The sequence below is a fragment of the Pseudarthrobacter sp. NPDC092424 genome (assembly GCF_044754925.1).
GTDB lineage: Bacteria > Actinomycetota > Actinomycetes > Actinomycetales > Micrococcaceae > Arthrobacter.
The window spans coordinates 73,504-94,615 of the sequence record NZ_JBIVQC010000009.1 but is presented as its reverse complement, the minus strand read 5'-3'; the positions used below and the strand labels follow the sequence as shown (position 1 = coordinate 94,615).

21 protein-coding genes are annotated in these 21,112 nt (G+C 65.7%); 7 read left to right on the top strand and 14 right to left on the bottom strand.

Annotation, left to right across the window (positions count from 1 at the left end; translation table 11 throughout):
• The 10 genes from ACIQCN_RS13145 to purU form a co-directional block, all read right to left on the bottom strand.
• The coding region (locus tag ACIQCN_RS13145) for a hypothetical protein (RefSeq protein ID WP_400611288.1) at positions 1-543 on the bottom strand (543 nt) is incomplete at its 3' end.
• Positions 544-628: 85 nt separating this feature from the next.
• The gene (locus ACIQCN_RS13140) at positions 629-1,501 is read right to left on the bottom strand and encodes a hypothetical protein (protein WP_400611287.1); all 873 of its coding nucleotides are present in this window, start codon (positions 1,499-1,501) and stop codon (positions 629-631) included.
• Positions 1,502-1,584: 83 nt separating this feature from the next.
• Entirely contained in the window at positions 1,585-2,655 is a 1,071-nt protein-coding gene (locus tag ACIQCN_RS13135) for a Gfo/Idh/MocA family protein (protein ID WP_400611286.1), read from the bottom strand.
• A gap of 80 nt (positions 2,656-2,735) precedes the next feature.
• Positions 2,736-3,830, bottom strand: coding sequence for a substrate-binding domain-containing protein (locus tag ACIQCN_RS13130; protein WP_377215251.1), 1,095 nt, complete (start codon positions 3,828-3,830; stop codon positions 2,736-2,738).
• Between the two features lie 49 nt (positions 3,831-3,879).
• Positions 3,880-5,163: a multiple monosaccharide ABC transporter permease gene (gene mmsB / locus ACIQCN_RS13125; RefSeq protein ID WP_400605741.1), complete on the bottom strand. Its 1,284-nt coding sequence runs from the start codon at positions 5,161-5,163 to the stop codon at positions 3,880-3,882.
• Positions 5,164-5,203: 40 nt separating this feature from the next.
• Complete coding sequence (mmsA, locus tag ACIQCN_RS13120) at positions 5,204-6,760, bottom strand: multiple monosaccharide ABC transporter ATP-binding protein (RefSeq protein ID WP_400611285.1); 1,557 nt, start codon at positions 6,758-6,760, stop codon at positions 5,204-5,206.
• 132 nt (positions 6,761-6,892) lie between these two features.
• Positions 6,893-8,083: an ROK family transcriptional regulator gene (locus ACIQCN_RS13115; RefSeq protein WP_400605745.1), complete on the bottom strand. Its 1,191-nt coding sequence runs from the start codon at positions 8,081-8,083 to the stop codon at positions 6,893-6,895.
• A gap of 95 nt (positions 8,084-8,178) precedes the next feature.
• Positions 8,179-8,700, bottom strand: a complete 522-nt coding sequence (locus ACIQCN_RS13110) for a gamma carbonic anhydrase family protein (RefSeq protein ID WP_400605747.1) — start codon at positions 8,698-8,700, stop codon at positions 8,179-8,181.
• Between the two features lie 9 nt (positions 8,701-8,709).
• Positions 8,710-9,432 (bottom strand): class I SAM-dependent methyltransferase, encoded by a 723-nt coding sequence (locus tag ACIQCN_RS13105; protein ID WP_400611284.1) that lies wholly within the window; start codon positions 9,430-9,432, stop codon positions 8,710-8,712.
• A 34-nt stretch (positions 9,433-9,466) separates the two neighbouring features.
• Positions 9,467-10,327, bottom strand: a complete 861-nt coding sequence (gene purU / locus ACIQCN_RS13100) for a formyltetrahydrofolate deformylase (RefSeq protein WP_400611283.1) — start codon at positions 10,325-10,327, stop codon at positions 9,467-9,469.
• 274 nt (positions 10,328-10,601) lie between these two features.
• Here purU and glyA point away from each other — a divergent pair, with 274 nt between their 5' ends.
• Both glyA and ACIQCN_RS13090 read left to right on the top strand, forming a co-directional pair.
• Positions 10,602-11,900 (top strand): serine hydroxymethyltransferase, encoded by a 1,299-nt coding sequence (gene glyA, locus ACIQCN_RS13095; RefSeq protein ID WP_400611282.1) that lies wholly within the window; start codon positions 10,602-10,604, stop codon positions 11,898-11,900.
• Between the two features lie 3 nt (positions 11,901-11,903).
• The gene (locus tag ACIQCN_RS13090; protein WP_400611281.1) at positions 11,904-12,803 is read left to right on the top strand and encodes a bifunctional methylenetetrahydrofolate dehydrogenase/methenyltetrahydrofolate cyclohydrolase; all 900 of its coding nucleotides are present in this window, start codon (positions 11,904-11,906) and stop codon (positions 12,801-12,803) included.
• Positions 12,804-12,882: 79 nt separating this feature from the next.
• Here ACIQCN_RS13090 and ACIQCN_RS13085 read toward each other — a convergent pair whose 3' ends face one another.
• Positions 12,883-13,323 (bottom strand): CHRD domain-containing protein, encoded by a 441-nt coding sequence (locus tag ACIQCN_RS13085; RefSeq protein ID WP_400611280.1) that lies wholly within the window; start codon positions 13,321-13,323, stop codon positions 12,883-12,885.
• Positions 13,324-13,477: 154 nt separating this feature from the next.
• On the opposite strand from ACIQCN_RS13085, the gene ACIQCN_RS13080 reads away from it, so the two are divergent.
• Genes ACIQCN_RS13080 through ACIQCN_RS13060 form a run of 5 tightly spaced genes read left to right on the top strand, consistent with a single transcriptional unit; the run spans position 13,478 to position 17,670 of the window.
• Positions 13,478-14,038, top strand: a complete 561-nt coding sequence (locus tag ACIQCN_RS13080; protein ID WP_400605760.1) for a hypothetical protein — start codon at positions 13,478-13,480, stop codon at positions 14,036-14,038.
• A gap of 10 nt (positions 14,039-14,048) precedes the next feature.
• Complete coding sequence (locus ACIQCN_RS13075; protein WP_400611279.1) at positions 14,049-14,882, top strand: exodeoxyribonuclease III; 834 nt, start codon at positions 14,049-14,051, stop codon at positions 14,880-14,882.
• Between the two features lie 41 nt (positions 14,883-14,923).
• Positions 14,924-15,967, top strand: coding sequence for a tryptophan--tRNA ligase (gene trpS, locus ACIQCN_RS13070; protein ID WP_400611278.1), 1,044 nt, complete (start codon positions 14,924-14,926; stop codon positions 15,965-15,967).
• Between the two features lie 4 nt (positions 15,968-15,971).
• Positions 15,972-16,562 carry a 2'-5' RNA ligase family protein gene (locus ACIQCN_RS13065; RefSeq protein WP_400605766.1) on the top strand — a complete coding sequence of 197 codons (591 nt, stop codon included), beginning with the start codon at positions 15,972-15,974 and terminating at the stop codon, positions 16,560-16,562.
• Positions 16,563-16,620: 58 nt separating this feature from the next.
• Positions 16,621-17,670, top strand: a complete 1,050-nt coding sequence (locus tag ACIQCN_RS13060) for a YihY/virulence factor BrkB family protein (RefSeq protein WP_400611311.1) — start codon at positions 16,621-16,623, stop codon at positions 17,668-17,670.
• Here ACIQCN_RS13060 and ACIQCN_RS13055 read toward each other — a convergent pair.
• From ACIQCN_RS13055 to sdhA, 3 genes are all read right to left on the bottom strand, one after another.
• Positions 17,627-18,397 carry an alpha/beta hydrolase family protein gene (locus ACIQCN_RS13055; RefSeq protein WP_400605769.1) on the bottom strand — a complete coding sequence of 257 codons (771 nt, stop codon included), beginning with the start codon at positions 18,395-18,397 and terminating at the stop codon, positions 17,627-17,629. The two genes, ACIQCN_RS13060 and ACIQCN_RS13055, sit on opposite strands and share 44 nt — an antisense overlap.
• Positions 18,398-18,501: 104 nt before the next feature.
• Positions 18,502-19,284 carry a succinate dehydrogenase iron-sulfur subunit gene (locus ACIQCN_RS13050; protein WP_400605770.1) on the bottom strand — a complete coding sequence of 261 codons (783 nt, stop codon included), beginning with the start codon at positions 19,282-19,284 and terminating at the stop codon, positions 18,502-18,504.
• Between the two features lies 1 nt (position 19,285).
• Complete coding sequence (sdhA, locus tag ACIQCN_RS13045; RefSeq protein WP_400605772.1) at positions 19,286-21,085, bottom strand: succinate dehydrogenase flavoprotein subunit; 1,800 nt, start codon at positions 21,083-21,085, stop codon at positions 19,286-19,288.
• Between the last annotated feature and the right edge of the window lie 27 nt (positions 21,086-21,112).

Sequence of the window (21,112 nt, the reverse complement as noted above, 5' to 3'; positions counted from 1 at the left end):
GATGTCACTGCCAGCGATGTCGCTGCCGGTGGTGAGGCCGAGGGTGAGGTCGGCCGCGGCGGCGGTGGCGAGGTTGCTGTCAGCGGTGGTGCTGTCTGCCCCGGTGGTGGCGGTGTTGAGCGTTGCTGCCAGGGTTGCGTCGGCGGTCAGTGCCGCGTCGGTGGTCCCGTTGGTTGCGGTGCCGTCGGTGCCGGTGATGTCACTGCCAGCGATGTCGCTGCCGGTGGTGAGGCCGAGGGTGAGGTCGGCCGCGGCGGCGGTGGCGAGGTTGCTGTCAGCGGTGGTGCTGTCCGCCCCGGTGGTGGCGGCGGCGTCGGCCGTGAGGTTGACAGCAGCGGCGACGTCCGTGGTCTGGGACGCCGTCGGGTCACCCAGCAGGCCCGATGACGCCCTATCAGCGGACGCCGCCGCCGAAATGAGGGCTGAAGCGGACAGGTCCGCTCCGTCCGTGTGGTCCGCTGCACTGGCAGCGGTGCAGCCGAGGGCGAGGAGCCCGCCGGCCATGAAGGTGCCGAGAAGGCCCCGGCGAAGGGTGGTACGCATGATGATGTCTCCTGAGAAGTTGATGGTGGGTGCGGTAAGCAGCCCGGTTGCCGTGTCCTGCCGACAAAAGGCAGGCATGGCTCAACTAGTCAGGAGACGAACCGGGGTCGAAGGACACCGGTTCCGGAGCACGAAGCACGAACTCCGGGGCGCTGGCCGCGCCAAGGAAGGGAAGAACAAAGGCGACAGGGCTCAGCCAGGCGGCTGGGCCCGGCGACGGTCCGCCGGAACCCGGACCGCCCGAGCCAGGTGCCACGGGAACGGGCGCGGGCGGGGACGACGGCGGAACGGGCGCCGGCTCAGGGCTCTCCGCGTATGCGGTAGGACCAGCCCACAGCGGTACGGCCACAGCGGTCAGCGGAGCGGAAAGTGGAGGGCCCGCCGCCAGGGCCTGCCTCGGTTCTGTGCTGGCGGGCGCTGGTTCCCTGGCAGGGCCGGGGTTCAAGGCAGGGCCGGTTGCGGCGGGCTCGTTAGCCCCATCCGGAAGGAGCCCGGCGATGGCGAGGGCAGGGCCCTCGGGAGCCAGCTCCACCAGAGGTTCCAGAGCCGGCACAAGTTCAGTGACCGGGGCTACCACGGGCGCCAGGACAGGATCCAGGATCGGTTGCACCGGAACGAGGACGGGCTCCGCGGATTCCAGTACCGGATCGATGAGTGGTTCGGTGGCTGCGACGATCCCGGCTGCGGGGGGAACGACGACCTGTTCCACCACGCCTACGGTGTCCTCCACGACTGCGGTGACAGGCGCCGCCGGCTCGGTTCCCGGGACCGCGTCGACGACCGGGGCCAACATGTCGGTGGTCGGTGAATCGATCAGGATCTCATTCACTGCCGGGGTGGGTTCCGGCAGAAGATCAGCCGAGGCAGGAGAGGATGAGAAGGTCAGCCAGGCGAATGTAGCGGCACCGGCGAGGAAGACGGGGCGCAGGGCATGCCAAGGCGAGCGGACTCGAGCCATGCATACCACCCCCAGCAGCGGTGCGACCAATAATAAGTCAGCTTACGACTCCGGCCGGGTCCGCGTCGAGGGTTCCGGGAAAATCAGTGCCGGTCGTTTGGGTAGCTGACGCCCAGCTGGGCACGGACACCGTCAAAAAGGCGCATGGTGTTAAGGGAGTCTTCCAACGGCATGACCGGGCTCTCGGTCAGGCCCTGCTGTATGCACCGGGTCGCCTCCCGCAGCTCGTACGTATACCCCTTGCCAACGACGTCGAACTTTTCCGTGCGGGGGTCGTTGCGGTCCTTGGTGATCACCAGTTCGCGCGGGTTGTTGATGGATCCGACGCTTTGCAGGAAGCCTTTGCTTCCGGCAACCGTGGCGGTCCGCGGCCCGTGCGACAGGAGCGACGAGGTGAGCTGGACCTGGGCTGCATGATGGTAGCCGAGGGTAAGGGCGTTCTGGGAGTCGACGCCGTCGTCGTTGACGAATCCCGTGGCACTGACCGTCTGCGGGAATCCAAGCGTTCCCAGCGCCCATAACAGGGGGTAGACAGTGATGTCGAGCAGGGCGCCGCCACCGTCCCGCGGAGCCCAGAGCCGGGATCCGGGGGAGTACGGGGCGGGGAAGCCGAGGTCGGCCGTGACCCAGTGGATTTCACCCAGCTCGCCGGAGGCGGCGATTTCGAATGCCCGCTGCATGCTGGGGAGGAAGCGGCTCCACATCGCTTCCATGAGGAAGAGGTTCCGGGACCGCGCGGTGTCGATCAGCTCCGAGGCTTCCCGGGCGTTGACGGTGAAGGCCTTTTCGCAAAGCACGTGCTTACCGGCGTTGAGGGCGGCGAGGACCACCTCGTGGTGCTGCGCGTGGGGTGTTGCAACGTAGACCACGTCCACTTGGTCATCGGCCAGCAGCCGCCGGTAGCCGGGGACACCGCCGTCGTCCACGTAGGTCCTGGCCGCCCCGTGTTCGGCGGCGAAGGCGTCGGCTTTAGACTGCTGCCGGGAGCTGACGGCGTACAGCTCGGCGTCCGCCAGGAGCGACAGGTCCCGGGCCATCAGGCCTGCGATTGAGCCGGTGGCGACGATGCCCCAGCGCAAGGTCTTGCCGGTGGCGGAGCGGGGGTCCTGGTCGGTCTGTGCGGAGAGCCATGGCGTGGCGATGGGGGCGGGCATGGAGCCATCCTGCCACAGGAACGCGAAAGCCCGGCTCCACCGCGAGAATATCGCGGGGAGCCGGGCCTTCCCTTAGCTGACTACTTGGTGATCGGGCCGAGGACCGGGTCGTCGGTGTAAGCGGTCTTGACGTTTTCCTTGGTGACGATGACCGGCTCCAGCAGGTAGGCCGGAACGGTCTTGACGCCGTTTTCGTAGGACTTGTCGTCGTTGATCTCGGGCTTCTTGCCCGCCTGGAGGTCCTTCACCATGGTGATGGCGTGCTCCACGAGCTTGCGGGTGTCCTTGTTGATGGTGGAGTACTGCTCGCCGGCCATGATGGACTTGACGGATTCAACCTCGGAGTCCTGGCCCGTCACGACGGGCAGCGGCTTGCCGGCGCCCTTGACGGCGGTCAGGACAGCGCGGGCCAGCGTGTCGTTCGGGGACAGGACGCCGTCCAGGGAGGCGCTGCCGTAGCTGCCGGTGAGCAGGGTGTCGGCGCGGCGCTGTGCGTTCTCCGCCTTCCAGCCCTGGGTCACGGCCTGTTCGAACTTGGTCTGGCCGGAGAGGACCTTCAGGGTGCCGTCGTCGATCTTCGGCTGGAGGACACTCATGGCGCCGTCGAAGAAGACCTTCGCGTTGGCGTCATCCGGGGAACCGGCGAACAGTTCGATGTTGTAGGGGCCGGAAGGCTTCTTGGCCTTGAGGCCCTCAAGCAGGGCCTGGCCCTGGAGTTCGCCGACCTTGAAGTTGTCGTAGGCCACGTAGTAGTCCACGTTCTCCGTGTTCAGGAGCAGGCGGTCATAGGCGATAACGGTAGCGCCGGCGTCCTTCGCCTGCTTCAGCTGGGTGCCCAGCTGCGAACCGTCGATGGCACCGACGATGATGACCTTGGCGCCCTTGGTGACCATGGCGCTGATCTGGCTCTGCTGTTCGGAGACGCCGCCGTTGGCGAACTGTACGTCAGCCTTGAAGCCGGCGCCGTTGAGGCCGTCGTTGAACAGCTTTTCCGCCAGGACCCAGTTCTCACTGGTCTTCTGCGGAAGCGCGACGCCGATAGCGGAGTCCTGCGGGAATCCGGAGGCGCCTTCGGTGGAACCGCCGGTTGATTCCGACCGGCCGCAACCCGTCAGCGCCAGTGCTGCGATGGCAGCGACCGCTGCTGCCTTTCCTGCTTTACCAATCATTCGCATTGTTGGTTCTCTTTCCTTTTGGTGTTGTGACGATGTTCAGGTCGCGGGCTCAGGCTTCCCTGGCGATCGCTTCCTTCGTGGAGGTTGTTTCGTCCGGCTGGAGCGGGTTGTTCGGTCCGCCGGTGGGCCGGTTCATGTTCCGGGTCAGCATGCCGATAATCGACTTCTTGCCCTGGCTCTTGTTGTAGACGTCGAACGCGACGGCGATCAGGAGGACCAGGCCCTTGATGATCTGGGTGAGGTCCGCGCCGACCCCCAGGAGCTGCAGGCCGTTGTTCAGCACTGCCATCACCAGGCCGCCGATGATCGACCCGACGACGGTGCCCACGCCGCCGGTCACTGCAGCGCCGCCGATGAAGACGGCCGCGATGGCGTCCAGTTCCCAGCCCACGCCGTCGAAGGGGCCCGATGCGGTGGAGCGTCCCACGAAGATCATGCCGGCCAGGCCGGCCAGGATGGACATGTTCATCATGACCAGGAAATTGACCTTCTTGGACTGGACACCGGAGAGCTCAGCGGCGTGCCGGTTGCCACCCACGGCGTAGACGTGGCGGCCCAGGACGGTACGCGAGGAGATGAAGCCGTAGAGCAGCACCAGGACGGCCAGGATGAGGCCCGGGATGGGGAAGGAGGTACCCGGACGGCCGGTGGCGAAGAGGTACGTCGCGTAGAGGATGGCGCCGCTGATCAGCACCAGCTTCAGCACCGTGACCCACATTTCCGGGACGTCCGCGCCAAGAGCCTTGGCTCGGGCCCGGGACCGCAGTTCGCCGAAGATCACGAACGCGGCGGCGGCAACGCCGATGAGGAGGGTGAGGTTGTTGTAACCGGTGTCCGGACCCACCTCGGGAAGGTACCCGGCACCGAGGTACTGGAAGCTCTCCGGAACGGGGATGGTGTTGGACTTGCCCACGAACTGGTTCAGCCCGCGGAATAGCAGCATGCCGGCCAGGGTGACGATGAAGGCGGGAATCCCGACGTAGGCGGTCCACCAGCCCTGCCACGCTCCAATCAGCGCCCCGAGCAGCAGGCCCAGCAGGACGCCGGCATACCAGGGCAGGCCCCAGTCACGGATGGTCAGGGCGACGGTGACCCCGACGAAGGCCGCCACGGAACCCACGGACAGGTCGATGTGCCCGGCGATGATGACCAGGACCATGCCGATCGCGAGGATCAGGATGTAGGAGTTGCCGTTGAAGAGGTTGATGACGTTGCCGGAGGTGAGGGTCCGGCCCTCCGTGGCGATCTGGAAGAAGATGATCAAGGCCACCAGGGCAAAGATCATGCCGAATTGGCGGGTGTTGCCGCCAAACAGCTTTTTAAGGGCGTTCATGGTGTCAGTCCTTGTCCGGAAGTTCTGGGTGGTCCAGGGGTCAGGCGGCTTTGCGGTTTGAGGTCATCAGCTTCATCAGGCTTTCCTGCGTGGCCTCTTCTTTGTCCAGGACACCGGTGATGGCGCCTTCAAAGATGGTGTAGATGCGGTCGGAGAGGCCCAGCAGTTCAGGAAGTTCAGAGGAAATGACGATCACTCCCTTGCCCTGGTTGGCCAGCTGCTGGATGATGCCGTAAATCTCGTATTTGGCACCTACATCGATGCCGCGGGTGGGTTCGTCCAGGATCAGCAGCTCCGGGTCCGTGAACATCCATTTGGCCAGGACAACCTTCTGCTGGTTGCCGCCGGAGAGCTTGGCCACGCCCTCCTCCACGGACGGGGTCTTGGTGCGCAGCGATTTGCGGTACTGCTCGGCAACCGTAAATTCCTGGTTGGCATCCACGACGGAATGCCGGCTGATCTTCCTGAGGTTGGCGGCGACCGTGGTGGTCTTGATGTCGTCCAACAGGTTGAGGCCCAGGGACTTGCGGTCTTCGGTCACGTAACCCAATCCGGCATCAATGGCCTGCCGGACCGATTTGAGGACCACTTCCTTGCCGTCCAGGTAGATATTGCCGTCAATGAACCGCCCGTAGGAGCGGCCGAATACCGAGCGGGCCAACTCCGTGCGGCCCGCCCCCATCAGGCCGGCGAACCCAACGATTTCGCCGCGGCGGACAAAGAAGCTGGAGTCTTTGCAGACCAACCGGTCCTGAACGGTCGGGTGGGCCACGGTCCATTTCTTGACCTCAAAGAACACCTCGCCGATGCGGGGTGTGTGTTCCGGGAAACGGGACTCCAGGGTGCGCCCCACCATGCCTTTGATGATGCGGTCCTCGTCCACGCCGTCGGCCTTGACGTCGAGCGTCTCGATCGACTTGCCGTCACGGATGATGGTGATGGAATCCGCGATCTGCTCGATCTCGTTGAGCTTGTGGGAAATGATGATGGAGGTAATGCCGCGGCCCTTGAGGCCCAGGATCAAGTCCAGCAGGTGCTGCGAGTCGGATTCGTTCAGCGCCGCGGTGGGTTCGTCCAGGATGAGGATCTTGACGGACTTGTTCAGCGCCTTGGCGATTTCAACGAGCTGCTGCTTGCCGACGCCGATTTCCTTGATGGGGGTGTCCGGGTCCTCGCGAAGGCCCACCCTCGCCAGCAGTTCGGTGGAGCGGGTCCGCGCTTCTGCCCAGTCGATGACGCCCCGTTTGGTGGGTTCGTTGCCCAGGAAGATGTTCTCCATGATGGACAGCTCCGGGATCAGCGCCAGTTCCTGGTGGATGATCACGATGCCCGCGTGTTCGCTGGCGCGGATGTCCTTGAAGTGCTGGACCTGCCCCTGGTACACGATGTCGCCGTCGTAGCTGCCGTGGGGGTAGACGCCGGAGAGTACCTTCATCAGCGTGGACTTGCCGGCTCCGTTTTCACCGCAGATGGCGTGGATTTCGCCCGCCTTCACCCGGAGGTTCACGTTCGCCAGGGCTTTGACGCCGGGGAATTCCTTGGTGATGGACCGCATCTCCAGGATGACGGGTTCGGTGTGCGTGGTCTGGGACGTCATGTGCCCTAGCCCTCCAATGCAATGACTTCTTTGTCCGGCCAGGCAAAGCGCAGGGCCGTCTGATGAAAAAGTAAACTGGATCACCCGCGTTGTCGTCAAGTATTTAACGCAACTGCGGGATAACGATGCGGTCTAGGTCTTCCTGATGCCGGCGTGCTGGAACACCAGGGCGGCGGCGCCGAGTGCTTCCGCACGGTCGCCAAGGGAAGACATGGTCAAGGTGGTGCTTTCGCCGATCACGGGCACGGCATGCCGGATCAGGCCGCGCCGGATGGGGTCCAGCAGAAGGTCCCCGAGGCCGGCCAGGGGGCCGCCCACCACGATCACTTCAGGGTTGATCAGGTTGGCGACGTTTCCCAGGGCACGTCCCACCGACAGTCCCGCGTCATCCACCACCCGCAGCGTGGCCGGGTCGCGGGCCAGGGCCTTGCGCACAATATCGGCCGGCGTCAGGGGCCTGTCCTCGCCGCGGCTGAGGAGTTCGATCATGGTCGTGGTGGAGGCGATGGTTTCGAGGCATCCGCGGTTTCCGCATCGGCACACCAAGCCCTGTTCGTGTATGGTCGCGTGGCCAATTTCGCCGGTAATTCCGACGTTGCCGTAATAGGGAGCGCCGTTGAGTATGAGGCCCGCGCCGATGCCCGAGCCGATCTTCAGGAACAGCAGGTTGCTGACACCCGTGTGCTGCCCCCACGTCACCTCGGACCACGCTCCCAGGTTCGCGTCGTTGTCAACAAAGACGGGCATTTCTAGGGTTTCTTCGAGGTGTTGAAGGATGTTGATCCCCACCCATTCCGGAAGGATGGCACCTTGTGCGACGGTACCGGTGCGCCTGTCGATAGGCCCGGGAATTCCGACGCCGGCCCCCACTACGGCGGTCCGCTCCACGCCGCTGTCGTGCAGCAGTTTCTCCAGCAGCGCCACAGCGGCCTGGATGCCTTCCTCGGCCTGGTGCCCCAGGGGGAGGAGAACTGATTCCTCTGCGATGACGTGGTAGCTCAGTGAGGCCAGGACCACCCTGAGGTGCCGTCGGCCGAAGTCGATGCCTACCGCGACGGCGCCGTTGCTGTTCAGCCGGACATTGAGGGCGCGCCGTCCGGAGCTGGTGATCGGCTCCGTGGAGGCCAGCCCCGAGTCGAGCATGATCTTGACGATGTTCGAGACGGTGGCGGTGGAAAGGCCGGTCTGCCTGGCGAGTTCCGCCTGCGTGGAGGGCCCGCCCATCAGGGTCTCGATAATCCGTTGCTGGTTCAATTGGCGCAGCGCCGACTGGGAGCCGGGATTTGTTGGTTTGCTCCTCGTTGAGCGCGGGGTTGCGGGCATGCTAAGAAGATTGCCCTATGCGGGGTCTTGGCGTCAAGAAGTTAACGCATAGTGCGTTCCCCGGCCGGGCCTGCGAGGTGAGGGGCGGGTAGGGACTATGACGCGTGCTGTTCCCGGTGGGCGCGTGCCAGCTCCCGGTAGTGCGCCGCGTTCCGGCGGACGCCGTCGTACTCTTCCTCGGTGAGTTCGCGCCGCACCTTGGCCGGCACGCCGGCCACCAGGGAACGCGGCGGAATGACGGTGCCCTCAAGCACCACGGCGCCGGCGGCGACCAGCGAGCCGGTGCCGATCACTGCACCGTTCAGGATGGTGGCGCCCATGCCGATGAGGCAGTCGTCCTCCACGGTGCAGCCATGGACGACGGCGGCGTGCCCCACGCTGACCCGGGCGCCCACTGTGCAGGGGAATCCGGGGTCGGCATGCAGCACCACGTTGTCCTGCAGGTTGGTGCCTTCGCCGACGGAGATGGTGGCCGTGTCAGCACGCACGGAAACTCCGTAGAACGCGCTGGACTCTGCTGCGAGCGTGGCGCTGCCGATGATGGACGCGGTGGGCGCGACGAAAACGGAGTCATGGACGGCCGGTGAAACGCCGGCAAAAGGATGGAGAGGAGCCATGGATTCACCCTAGGTCACTCGGGGGTGCGGCCGCTGCTCCCGGGCCGATGTGTCCGCTGGGCCGGCTGTGGGATCCGGAGTGCGGAGGACCAGGAACTGGTAGTGCTGCATCCATGCGCCCCGCCCCGGCCCTGACTCATCCCCGGTACCCTCCGGCCAGGTGCGGAAGTGCTCCACCTCGCCATGCGCGCCGAAGGTCCGCATGACCGCCGCGTCGCTCCGGCGGCTGAAGAACCGGCGCGGCTCCTGGTCGTCCTCCGGGTTCAGGACTTCCTCATCATCTCCGGACCAGAGTCCGACGGCAATGGGCGAGCCTGGTGCGCACACCCGCGCCAATTCGCTGACGACGCCGTCGATCAGGCTGTTGGGCACGTGCAGCAGGGTACTCATGGTCCACCCGGCAGAGAAGGCGCCGTCCAGGAACGGCAGGCTCCGCCCGCTGGCGACGCTGGCGTTCAGGCCTTTGGCTATGGCCAGGCGGACGCTTTCGCCGGAGAGGTCCACGCCGCAGTAATGCAGACCCGCACGGACAAATTCAAGGCCTTCCACCCCGGTGCCGCATCCGAGTTCAAAGACGGAACGCCGGTGTTCGCTCTTGAGCAGCCGGATAAACCACTCCCGGCATGCGACGCGCTGTGGAGTTCCGGCCCGGGTATTAACGGCCGGGGCCTGCCGGTCGTAGAACAGTGCGAGGTCCGCCTCATGGTCCGCGTTCTGTGGTGCGTCAACCATGGCTTCAGCATAAGGCCGGGCGGCTGGTCCGGGGCTAGTTGAACACCACGGTCCGGTTGCCGTCCAGGAGGACCCGGTGTTCGGCATGCCACTGTACGGCCTGTACCAGGGTGCGGCCTTCGACGTCCCGGCCCATCTGCACAAACTGCTCCGGCGTGCGCGCGTGGTCCACCCGGATGACTTCCTGCTCAATGATGGGCCCCTCGTCCAGGGCGGCCGTGACGTAATGGGCGGTAGCGCCGATGAGCTTAACGCCGCGGGCGTGGGCCTGGTGGTACGGGCGGGCGCCTTTGAAGGACGGCAGAAACGAGTGGTGGATGTTGATGGCCTGTCCGGTCAGCTCGGTGCACAGTTCGTCGGAGAGGATCTGCATGTAGCGGGCCAGCACGGTCAGTTCGATGCGCTGTTCGACCATAATGGCGCGGAGCTTGTCCTCGGCCTCCGTCTTGGTGTCCGGGGTGACGGGAATGTAGTGGAACGGGATGCCGTAGAACTCGGCAAGTCCGGCCAGGTCGCGGTGGTTGGAGACGATGGCGGGGATTTCGATGGGCAGGGTCCCGCTGCGCTGGTGGAACAGGAGGTCGTTCAGGCAGTGGGCCGACGTGCTGGCCATGACCAGGGTGCGCACCTTGTCGCCCACCGTGTCCAGGCTCCACTGCATTCCGAACGCCTCGGCCACCGGGTCCAGGGCGGCTCGAAGCTCAGGCTTGGGAGCCGCCGTCGTCACCTCCACACGCATGAAGAAGTTCCCGGTCGCGGGGCTGCCGTATTGCTGTGAGTCCGTAATATTGCACCCCGCCACCAGCAGGGCTCCGGCCACCGCGTGGACAATCCCGGGGCGGTCCGGGCAGGACAGGGTTACTACATGCGCTTGGGTCAGGTGCTCTTCACTCACGCGTACAAGCCTACCCGCGGGTGAACCCCTGGATTTGGTAGGCTGGAAGCGTCGCAACTGGCGTTGGGTGGCTAACCACCAGGGAGCGGCAATCACGAAGACCACGGATCGTACGCCTGGGCCGAGGGTCATGTTTTGCCGGAAATGGGCTGCACCCCGTCAGTACCGCAGCACCATGACGTGCGCTGTCACACCTGTCATCGACAGGCTGCGGAAGCGCACCGGCCGGTAGCCTGACCTTAGCAGTGCCTTTACGCCTAGCGAGGAGTTTTCCGTGACTACACCAGCCACCACAACCACCGCCGTCAGCAACCAGCCCCTGGCTGAGCTCGACCCCGAAATCGCCGCAGTCCTGGACCAGGAACTGGGCCGCCAGCGCGGCACCCTGGAAATGATCGCCTCCGAAAACTTCGCACCGCGGGCGGTGATGGAAGCGCAGGGTTCCGTCCTGACCAACAAGTACGCCGAGGGATATCCGGGACGCCGCTACTATGGCGGCTGCGAGTACGTTGATGTTGCCGAGCAGTTGGCCATCGACCGCGTCAAGGCCCTCTTCGGCGCCGAATACGCCAACGTCCAGCCGCACTCCGGTGCGCAGGCCAACGCCGCGGCTCTGTCCGCCATGATCACCCCCGGCGACAAGATCCTGGGCCTGTCCCTGGCGCACGGCGGCCACCTGACCCACGGCATGAAGCTGAACTTCTCCGGCAAGCTGTACAACGTTGCGGCTTACCAGGTGGAAGAGGACAACTTCCGCATCGACATGGACAAGCTCCGCGAGCAGGCCATCGCCGAAAAGCCGCAGGTGATCATCGCCGGCTGGTCCGCCTACCCCCGCCACCTGGACTTCGCCGCCTTCCGTTCCATCGCGGATGAGGTGGGCGCGCTGCTCTGGACCGACATGGCGCACTTCGCGGGCCTGGTCGCAGCAGGACTGCATCCGAGCCCGGTGCCGCACTCCGACGTCGTCACCTCCACGGTGCACAAGACCCTGGCCGGCCCCCGTTCCGGCGTCATCCTGGCCAAGGAACAGTGGGCCAAAAAGCTGAACTCGAGCGTCTTCCCCGGCCAGCAGGGCGGGCCCCTGATGCACGTCATCGCCGCCAAGGCCGTGGCCTTCAAGATCGCCGGCACCGAGGAGTTCAAGGAGCGCCAGGAGCGCGTGCTCGAAGGTGCCCGCATCATCGCGGACCGCCTGAACCAGGCCGACGTCGCCGAAGCCGGCGTCTCCGTACTCACCGGCGGTACCGACGTGCACCTTGTGCTCGTCGACCTGCGCAACTCGCAGCTGGACGGCCAGCAGGCCGAAGACCTCCTGCACTCGGTGGGCATCACGGTCAACCGCAACGCCGTGCCGTTCGACCCCCGCCCGCCTATGGTCACCTCCGGCCTGCGCATCGGCACCCCTGCGCTGGCCACCCGGGGGTTCGGCGCCGCCGAGTTCACCGAGGTTGCCGAAATCATCGCCACCGCATTGAAGGCCGGCACCGGCGCGGACATCGAGGCCCTGCAGTCCCGCGTGGACAAGCTCGCCGCCGACTTCCCGCTCTACCCGCAGCACGAGCAGTGGTAACCAATGACTCACACCAGAACCGCGCAGATCCTTGACGGCAGGGCCACCGCCGCTGCCATCAAGGCCGAGTTGACCGAACGCGTGGCCGCGCTCAAGGCCAAGGGCATCACACCCGGCATCGCCACTGTGCTGGTGGGCGCGGACCCGGCCTCGCAGCTGTACGTTTCGATGAAACACAAGCAGTCCGTGCAGATCGGAATGAACTCGATCCAGCGCGAACTGCCCGCGGACGCCACGCAGGCCCAGGTGGAGGCCCTCATAGACGAACTCAATGCGGATCCTGCCTGCCACGGCTACATCGTGCAGCTGCCGCTGCCGAAGCACCTGGACACCGACGCCATCCTTGAGCGCATCGACCCCGCCAAGGACGCTGACGGGCTCCACCCGACCAACCTCGGCCGGCTGGTGCTGAACGTCAACGGCGAGATCACCACCCCGCTGCCGTGCACGCCCCGCGGTGTCATCGAACTCCTGCAGCGCAACGGCTACAGCCTCGCGGGCAAGCACGTGGTGGTGGTTGGCCGCGGCGTGACGATCGGACGCTCCATCGGGCTGCTGCTGACCCGCCGGAACGTCAACGCCACCGTCACGCTGACCCATACCGGCACTGCCAACCTGTCGGAGCTGCTCCGGCAGGCGGACGTCATCGTCGGTGCGGCGGGCGTCAAACACATCGTCAAGGCTGCGGACGTGAAGCCGGGCGCCGCCCTGCTGGACGTTGGCGTTACCCGTGAAACGGACCCCGAAACCGGCAAGAGCCAGGTCCACGGCGACATTGATCCTGCCGCCGCAGAGGTGGCCGGCTGGATTTCGCCGAACCCCGGGGGAGTGGGGCCCATGACCGTGGCGCTGCTGATGACCAACGTGGTTGAAGCGGCAGAGCGGCAGGCGGGCGCGGCTTAACAGGCCCGTCCTCAAGTACGACGGCGGCGCGGCACCCTCCCCAGGGAGAGAACCGCGCCGCCGTCGTGGTTCAGGCTGCCTACTTAAGCTGGCCGCGGATCTCGCCGCCGGGGAAAGTGGCGGTGTGGACGTTCACGTAGTAACTGCGTGGGCTTTCCGCGATCCCCGCCAGCAGGGCGGGATCTGCCGTGGCGCAGCCTGCCACCACCCAGTCGGTGCCCGCGCCTACCGTGAGCGGAACAACAACCCCGCCTGCCTGGTTGCGGGGGGCGAAGTGGATGTGCGCGGCAGCGGCGGACACGGAGAGGTCGCGGGCCTCAAGCGTGTAGCAGAACTGGTCGCCGGAGATGGAATAGCTGAAGAAGCCGCTGGCGCCGGTATTGGCACCCGTGACCTCCTGGGCAGTATTCAGCGGGATGGCAGGTGTGCCCCCCGGCTTGGCCACGGCAGCACTGCCTGAACCGAGAAGGAAAACGACACCCGCGGCGGCTGCCGCGGACCTTAGTGCAGAACGGGTCATGGTCTTGTCCTTTGCTTTGATTCCTGGGCATCCCCGGCCCGAGCCAAGCTACTCCTGGTCTTACCGGCGGACAAGAGGTTTCGGCTTCCGGGAGGCTGTTCGCGGCCGGTGGAAGGCGGCCGGAGCACCCGCAGGAATTTGAGAGAATGGGGTCATGCGATCTTTGGGCAACCCCTCCTCATCCTCCAAGTCCGGCAAGCCCGGATTTTCCATGTTCCGGATCAGCGGTCCGGGCCTGATGGTCCTGGTGACCGCGTTCGTGGTGGCCGTGATCTTCGCGGCCAACCAGAACGACGTGGTGGGATGGGTGGTGGCCGTCATCGCCTTCTTCTGGCTCGCCCTTGCTTCCTTTGTAGTGTTCAGCATCCAGAAGGCGGCCAAAAAGGCCGGAGCGAAACTGACGGAAGCCCAGAACGCCTTCAGCACGGCTGCCGGCCGCGGCCCCCACGCCGCCGCCGACCAAGGCGGGACCCGGGTTATCTACGAACGCACCGAGGCCGATGAGGTCCGCGACCTCAAGCTGGACCATTCTTTCAAGATCGTCCAGGTGCAGGTCCGGGTGGTGGAGGACGAGCGCGCCAAGGGTGCTGCCGCGAACCAGGACACCATCAACCGCGCCCTTGAAACCATCGAAATCACCGCCACTAATGCCCGCGACATGATCAAGTCCTCCGGCGGCAGCGGCGAGCCGGTCACCGGAACCGTCATCGACTAGAGTGGAACGGGTGAGCTCGGCATTGAACAAGGACCACCTGCGCGTCGCATCCGTGAACGTCAACGGCCTGCGGGCTGCGTTCCGCAATGGAATGGCTGCATGGCTGGAGCCCCGCGAAGTGGACATCCTCTGCCTCCAGGAAGTCCGGGCCCCGGACGCCATCGTGCGGCAGCTGCTCGGCGACGGCTGGCATATCCTGCACGCCGAGGCGGAAGCGAAAGGCCGGGCCGGCGTCGCCATCGCCTCCCGGGAAGAGCCGTTGGAAACCAGGAACGGCATCGGCGACGATTACTTCGCCACCGCAGGCCGCTGGGTGGAAGCTGATTTCCGGCTGCGCGACGCCGCGGGAAACCCGGTCCAGCTCACCGTGGCAAGCGCCTATGTGCACTCCGGTGAGGCCGGCACTCCCAAGCAGGATGACAAGTTCCGGTTCCTTGATGTCATGAGCACCCGTCTTCCCGAACTGGCCAAACACAGCGACCATGCCCTGGTGGTGGGGGACCTGAACGTGGCCCACACTGCCCGGGACATCCGCAACGCCAGGGGCAACGTCAAGAAGGCAGGCTTCCTGCCCGAAGAACGGGCCTACTTCGACCGGTTCCTCGGCGGGGAGATCGGCTGGCAGGACGTCCACCGCAACCTTTCCGGGGAGATGGACGGCCCCTACACCTGGTGGTCCCAGCGCGGCAAGGCGTTCGACAACGACACCGGCTGGCGCATTGACTACCACCTGGCCACCCCGGCCCTGGCCTCCGCCGCAATCTCGGCCGTGGTGGACCGTGCTGCCTCGTGGGACACCCGATTCTCAGACCACGCCCCGCTGGTAGTGGACTACCTGCTCTAACCTCCCCCAGCTCCAAACCATCCCCAAAGGTTTCCTCCCCCATGACTAGCCAGACTTCCCCTACTGCCAAGAAGCGCATCCTCTCGGGCGCCAAGCCCACCGCGGACTCCCTCCACCTGGGCAACTACATCGGTGCGGTGCGCAACTGGGTGGACATGCAGGCTGAGTACGACGCCGTCTTCTTCATTCCGGACCTGCACGCAGTCACGGTGGACTTCGACCCCGCGGAGCTGGCCAAGCGCACCCGGATCGTTGCCGCGCAGTACATCGCGGCCGGCATCGACCCGGACCGAAGCATCTTCTTTGTCCAGTCCCACGTGCCTGAACACGCACAGCTCGCCTGGGCGCTGAACTGCATCACCGGCTTCGGCGAAGCGTCCCGCATGACCCAGTTCAAGGACAAGACGCAGAAATCCGGGGCGGATGCGGCAACTCTGGGCCTCTTCGCGTACCCCACCCTGATGGCGGCTGACATCCTGCTCTATCAGACGGACTTGGTCCCGGTGGGCGAGGACCAGCGCCAGCACCTGGAACTGACCCGCAACCTGGCGCAGCGGTTCAACACCCGGTTCGGGCAGACCTTCACGGTTCCCGAGGCCACCATCGTCAAGGAACGCGCGAAGATCTACGACCTGCAGAACCCCAGCGCCAAGATGTCCAAGACGGGGGAGTCGCCCAACGGCGCGATCCAGCTGCTGGAGGACCCCAAGGTGGCGGCCAAGCGCATCAAGTCCGCCGTAACCGACGCCGGTACGGACATCCGCTTCGACGCCGAGGAAAAGCCGGGCGTCTCCAACCTGCTCACCATCTACTCGTCCCTCACCGGCAAGTCCGTGGCCGACCTGGAGGCGGAGTACCAGGGCAAGATGTACGGCCACCTCAAGGTGGACCTGGCAGAGGTCGTGGTTGACTTCATCACTCCGCTGCGGGACCGGACCAACGCGCTGATGGCAGACCCGGCGGAACTGGACCGCCTCCTTGCCAAGGGGGCCGAACGGGCGCGGGAGATCGCCACAGTAACCCTCGGCCAGGTGTATGAGCGCATGGGCTTCCTGCCGTCCCTCAGCCTCGCCGGAGTCCGCTAGCGCAATGGGCACCAGCGTAGGCGTCATCCTGGGGTTCCCGCGTGACATCGCGGAGGAGCTGCAGCGCTGGCGGGCCTCCTTTGGGGATCCGCTGGCAACGGTGGTCCCCGCCCATATCACGCTGGTGACCACCACCCCCACCGATGACTGGGAGGCCACCCGAGAGCACGTGCGCGAGGTGGCCCGCCGCCAGAGTCCTTTCACGATCACCATCGCCGGCACGGGGACCTTCCGGCCTGTGTCGCCGGTGGTCTTCATCAATGTGGAGGAGGGCTTCGGAGAGTGCGTCGAGCTGCACCGAAAGCTGCAGCAGGGCCCGCTGGAGCGCAACCTCCCGTTCGCGTACCACCCTCACGTGACCATCGCGCACGACGTCGCACCCGAAAGCCTCGATGAGGCCGAAGCCGTGTTGCGCGACTATAGGGCCACCTTCCCCGTGGTTAGCATGGGACTCTACGAGCATGGTGCGGACGGCATCTGGCAGCTACGGGAAGAGCTGGACTTTGGCAGAGAAATCGACGACGACGGCGGCGCCTCCCGGGCGGAGCGGGCCACAGACAGCGCTGTCCCAGGCAGCCCGTCCCGGAGGGCCTGAGCGGCCGCCCCTTCCCACCGAGCAGGCCCGGCTCAAGCTTGCCGTGATCCGGAAACGGATGGAGTGGGGCAAGTCGCGCCGGGCCGGAGGCGGCCTGGTGGCAAACGCCATGGGCATGGTGCAGTGGCTGCTGGCGCGGCTGAACGCCTTCCGCCCCATGCGGGCCTTCAAGCACTACAGCCTCCAGCACGGCCCGCTGATGAGCGCCGGCATTGGCTTCAATATGTTCTTCTCCATCACAGGCCTCCTGACCACCGGGTTTTCGGTGGCCGGGTTAGTGCTCCGCGGCCAACCCGCGCTTCTGGACGTGGTGATCGAAAGCGTTGCGCAAAGCGCCCCCGGCCTGCTCAAGGTGAATGGGGGCCAGGGGCTGGTGGACCCGGATGACCTGCTGGACCCCGGAGGCCTGGGCTGGACGGCACTGGTGGCCGCAGTGGTCACCGTCATCACTTCGCTGGGCTGGATAGCCGGCCTGCGGGACGGCCTCCGCGGCGTGCTTGAGTTGCCGCCGCTGGAACTGAACCCCGTCCTGATGAAGCTGCGGGACGCCGGAACCCTGCTGCTGCTCGGCGTGGCATTGGTGATCAGCGCGGGTGCGTCGCTGATCTTCGGCACCGCCGCCGGCTGGGTGGCGGACTTCCTGAAGCTCGATCCCGTTGTAGCCGGCCCCCTGACCACTTCCATAAAAATAGGTGTTCCGCTGGTATTGAACTGGTTCACCGCTCTTGTCATGTTCCGGCTGGCCGGCGGGCTGAAGCTGTCCCGGCGCGCCCTGCTGGAGGGAACGGTGCTGGCGGCCGTGGGGACCGCGGTCCTGCAGATCTTCAGCACCGAACTGCTGGCGGGGGCCGGGAGGAACCCCATCCTGGCGCCGTTCGCCATCATTATCGGGCTGCTGATCTGGTTCAACCTGGTCAGCCAGGTCTACCTGGTCTCCGCAGGATGGTCAGCCGTCCGAGAAGCTGACCTTCACGCCCTCCACAGCACACAGGCAAGGGTAGCATGGGGTTCGAGGCAGGTGCAGCCGGGCAAGGTTCCGGGGCACGGCGGCGCGGCCGCCACCGCTACGGCGCGGCGTCGAGGTACTGGTCGGCCCAGGCAGCAATAATCCGGGCAGCGCGGGCAGCCTGGCCCTTGCCCGTGAGCAGGTGGTCGCTTCCCTCCAGCGAAACAAAGTTCCGCGGATGCCGGGCGGCCTGGAAGATGCTGCTGGCGTTCTCGATCCCCACCGTGTTGTCCGTGGGGGAGTGCAGCACCATGAGGGGTTTGTGCAGCTGCTTGATGCAGTCCGTGAGGTCAGCGTTTTCCAGATCCTCCACGAAGTGCTTCCTGATCTCCACCCGCTTTCCGCCCAGGTCAACCTCGGCGCTTCCCTCGCTGAGGATCTTGTCCAGTGCCGCGTCGAAGACGTGGGCCACATGCCTGGGTGAGAACGGCGCTCCGACTGTTGCCACGGCGTCGAGCTCCGGTATTTCCCGGGCCGCGGCGAGGACCGCGGCACCCCCGAAGGAATGCCCCACGAGCAGGGAAATCTGCTTTCCCCCGCGGCGCATGAACTCTGCCGCCTTCACGGTGTCGGCCACTTTGTGACTGAACGACCCGGCGGACCATTCGCCGGCCGATTCGCCCAGGCCGAGGTTGTCGAAGCGCAGCATGCCCACGCCGGAGTCCGCCAGCGCCTTGCATATTCTCGAGGCGGACGGGCTGTCCTTGCCCAGGGTGAAGCCGTGCGAAAAGACGCCCCAACCCTTCACGTGGCCTTCCGGAGTGTCGATGATGCCGGAGAGCGTCTCGCCGGTGGAGCCTTCGAAGGTGACTTTTTCGGAGCGGGACATGGGGGACCTTTCCGTTCGTCCAGGGTGGGCTGCTGAATCGACGACGGCGCCCCCACCTTGAAGGTGAGAGGCGCCGTCGTCGTACTTCTTCAGTTCTGGTGCTGCTAGATCCTGCGGGACAGGATGGCCTGCTTGACCTCGGCAATGGCCTGGGTGACCTGGATGCCGCGGGGGCACGCTTCCGAGCAGTTGAAGGTGGTGCGGCAACGCCACACGCCTTCCTTGTCGTTCAGGATCTCCAGGCGCATGTCGCCGGCGTCATCACGGGAGTCGAAAATGAAGCGGTGTGCGTTGACGATGGCCGCGGGGCCGAAGTACTGGCCGTCGGTCCAGAACACCGGGCAGGACGAGGTGCACGCGGCGCACAGGATGCACTTGGTGGTGTCGTCGAAACGCTCGCGGTCCTCGGCGGACTGCAGGCGCTCCCGGGTGGGCTCGTGGCCCTTGTTGATCAGGAAGGGCATGACCTCGCGGTAGGACTGGAAGAACGGTTCCATGTCCACGATGAGGTCCTTCTCCACCGGGAGGCCCTTGATGGGTTCCACCGTGATGGGCTTGGACGTGTCCAGGTCCTTCAGGAGCGTCTTGCAGGCCAGGCGGTTGCGGCCGTTGATGCGCATGGCATCCGAACCGCAGACGCCGTGGGCGCAGGAGCGGCGGAAGGACAGGCTGCCGTCCATCTCCCACTTGACCTTGTGCAGGGCATCCAGCACGCGGTCCGTGCCGTACATGGTGAGGTGGTAGTCATCCCAGGTGGCTTCCGCGGAGACCTCCGGGTTGTACCGGCGGACGCGCAGGTGCACGTCGAACGTGGGGATCTCGCCGCCCCCGCCGACGCCGGCAGGCAGTTCAATCTTTGAGGCTGGCTCAGCGATTTCAGCGGTCATCTTAGTACTTCCTCACCATCGGCTCGTAGCGGGTAAAGACAACCGGCTTGGTGGCCAGGCGGACGCCGGCGATGGATTCCGCCGAGCCGTCTGCCGGGGCGTGGTCGTCCTTGTACGCCATGGAGTGCTTCATGAATTTCTCGTCGTCGCGGTCCGGGAAGTCCTCGCGGAAGTGTCCGCCGCGGGATTCCTCGCGGTGCAGGGCGGCCACGGTCATGACCTTGGCCAGTTCCAGCAGGAAGCCGAGCTCTACGGCCTCGAGCAGGTCCAGGTTGAAGCGCTTGCCCTTGTCCTGGACGTTGATGCGCTTGTAACGCTCCTCGAAGGAGGCGATGTCGCGCAGGACCTGGTTCAGGGTGTCCGCGGTACGGAACACCTGCATGTTGGCGTCCATCGTGTCCTGCAGTTCCTTGCGGATCTGGGCCACCTTCTCGTCACCGGTGCCGTTGCGGGCAATGTCCAGCAGTTCCGTGGTGTAGGCCAGGGGGTTCTCCGGCAGTTCCACGAAGTCGGCCGTCTTGGCGTATTCCGCCGCGGCGATGCCGGCGCGCTTGCCGAACACGTTGATGTCCAGCAGGGAGTTGGTGCCCAGGCGGTTGGATCCGTGGACCGACACGCAGGCAACCTCACCGGCTGCGTACAGGCCGGGAACCACGGTGTCGTTGTCCTGGAGGACCTCGGTCTCGATGTTCGTGGGGATGCCGCCCATGGCGTAGTGCGCCGTAGGGAACACCGGGACGGGCTCGGTGTAGGGCTCCACACCCAGGTAGGTCCGGGCGAACTCGGTGATGTCCGGAAGCTTGGCGTCGATGTGCGCCGGCTCCAGGTGGGTCAGGTCCAGGAGCACGTAGTCCTTGTTGGGGCCGCAGCCGCGGCCTTCGCGGACTTCGTTGGCCATGGAACGGGCCACGATGTCACGCGGGGCGAGGTCCTTGATGGTGGGGGCGTAGCGCTCCATGAACCGCTCACCCTCTGAGTTGCGGAGGATGGCGCCTTCACCGCGGGCGGCCTCGGAGAGGAGGATGCCCAGGCCGGCCAGGCCGGTCGGGTGGAACTGGAAGAACTCCATGTCCTCCAGCGGGATGCCGCGGCGGAACGCGATGCCCATGCCGTCACCGGTGAGGGTGTGCGCGTTCGAGGTGGTCTTGAAGACCTTGCCGGCGCCGCCGGAGGCAAACACGACGGACTTGGCCTGGAACACGTGCAGCTCGCCGGAGGCGAGGTCGTAGGAGACCACGCCGGCGACACGCTTCTGCTTGTACGGGGTGCCGTCTTCGCGGACAGCGTCTTCCTCGACCGTCAGCAGGTCCAGGACGTAGTACTCGTTGTAGAACTCCACGTTGTGCTTGACGCAGTTTTGGTACAGCGTCTGCAGGATCATGTGGCCGGTGCGGTCCGCGGCGTAGCAGGCACGGCGGACCGGAGCCTTGCCGTGATCGCGCGTGTGTCCGCCGAAGCGGCGCTGGTCGATCCGGCCTTCGGGCGTGCGGTTGAACGGCAGGCCCATCTTTTCCAGGTCAAGGACGGCGTCGATCGCTTCCTTGGCCATGACCTCCGCGGCGTCCTGGTCCACCAGGTAGTCGCCGCCCTTGACGGTGTCGAAGGTGTGCCATTCCCAGTTGTCTTCCTCGACATTGGCAAGGGCCGCACACATACCACCCTGCGCTGCACCGGTGTGCGAGCGGGTGGGGTAGAGCTTGGTCAGTACTGCTGTGCGCGCGCGCTGACCGGATTCGATCGCGGCGCGCATGCCAGCGCCACCGGCACCGACGATGACGACGTCGTACTTATGGACCTGCATACCAGACGCTCTTTCTCTCAAAATTCG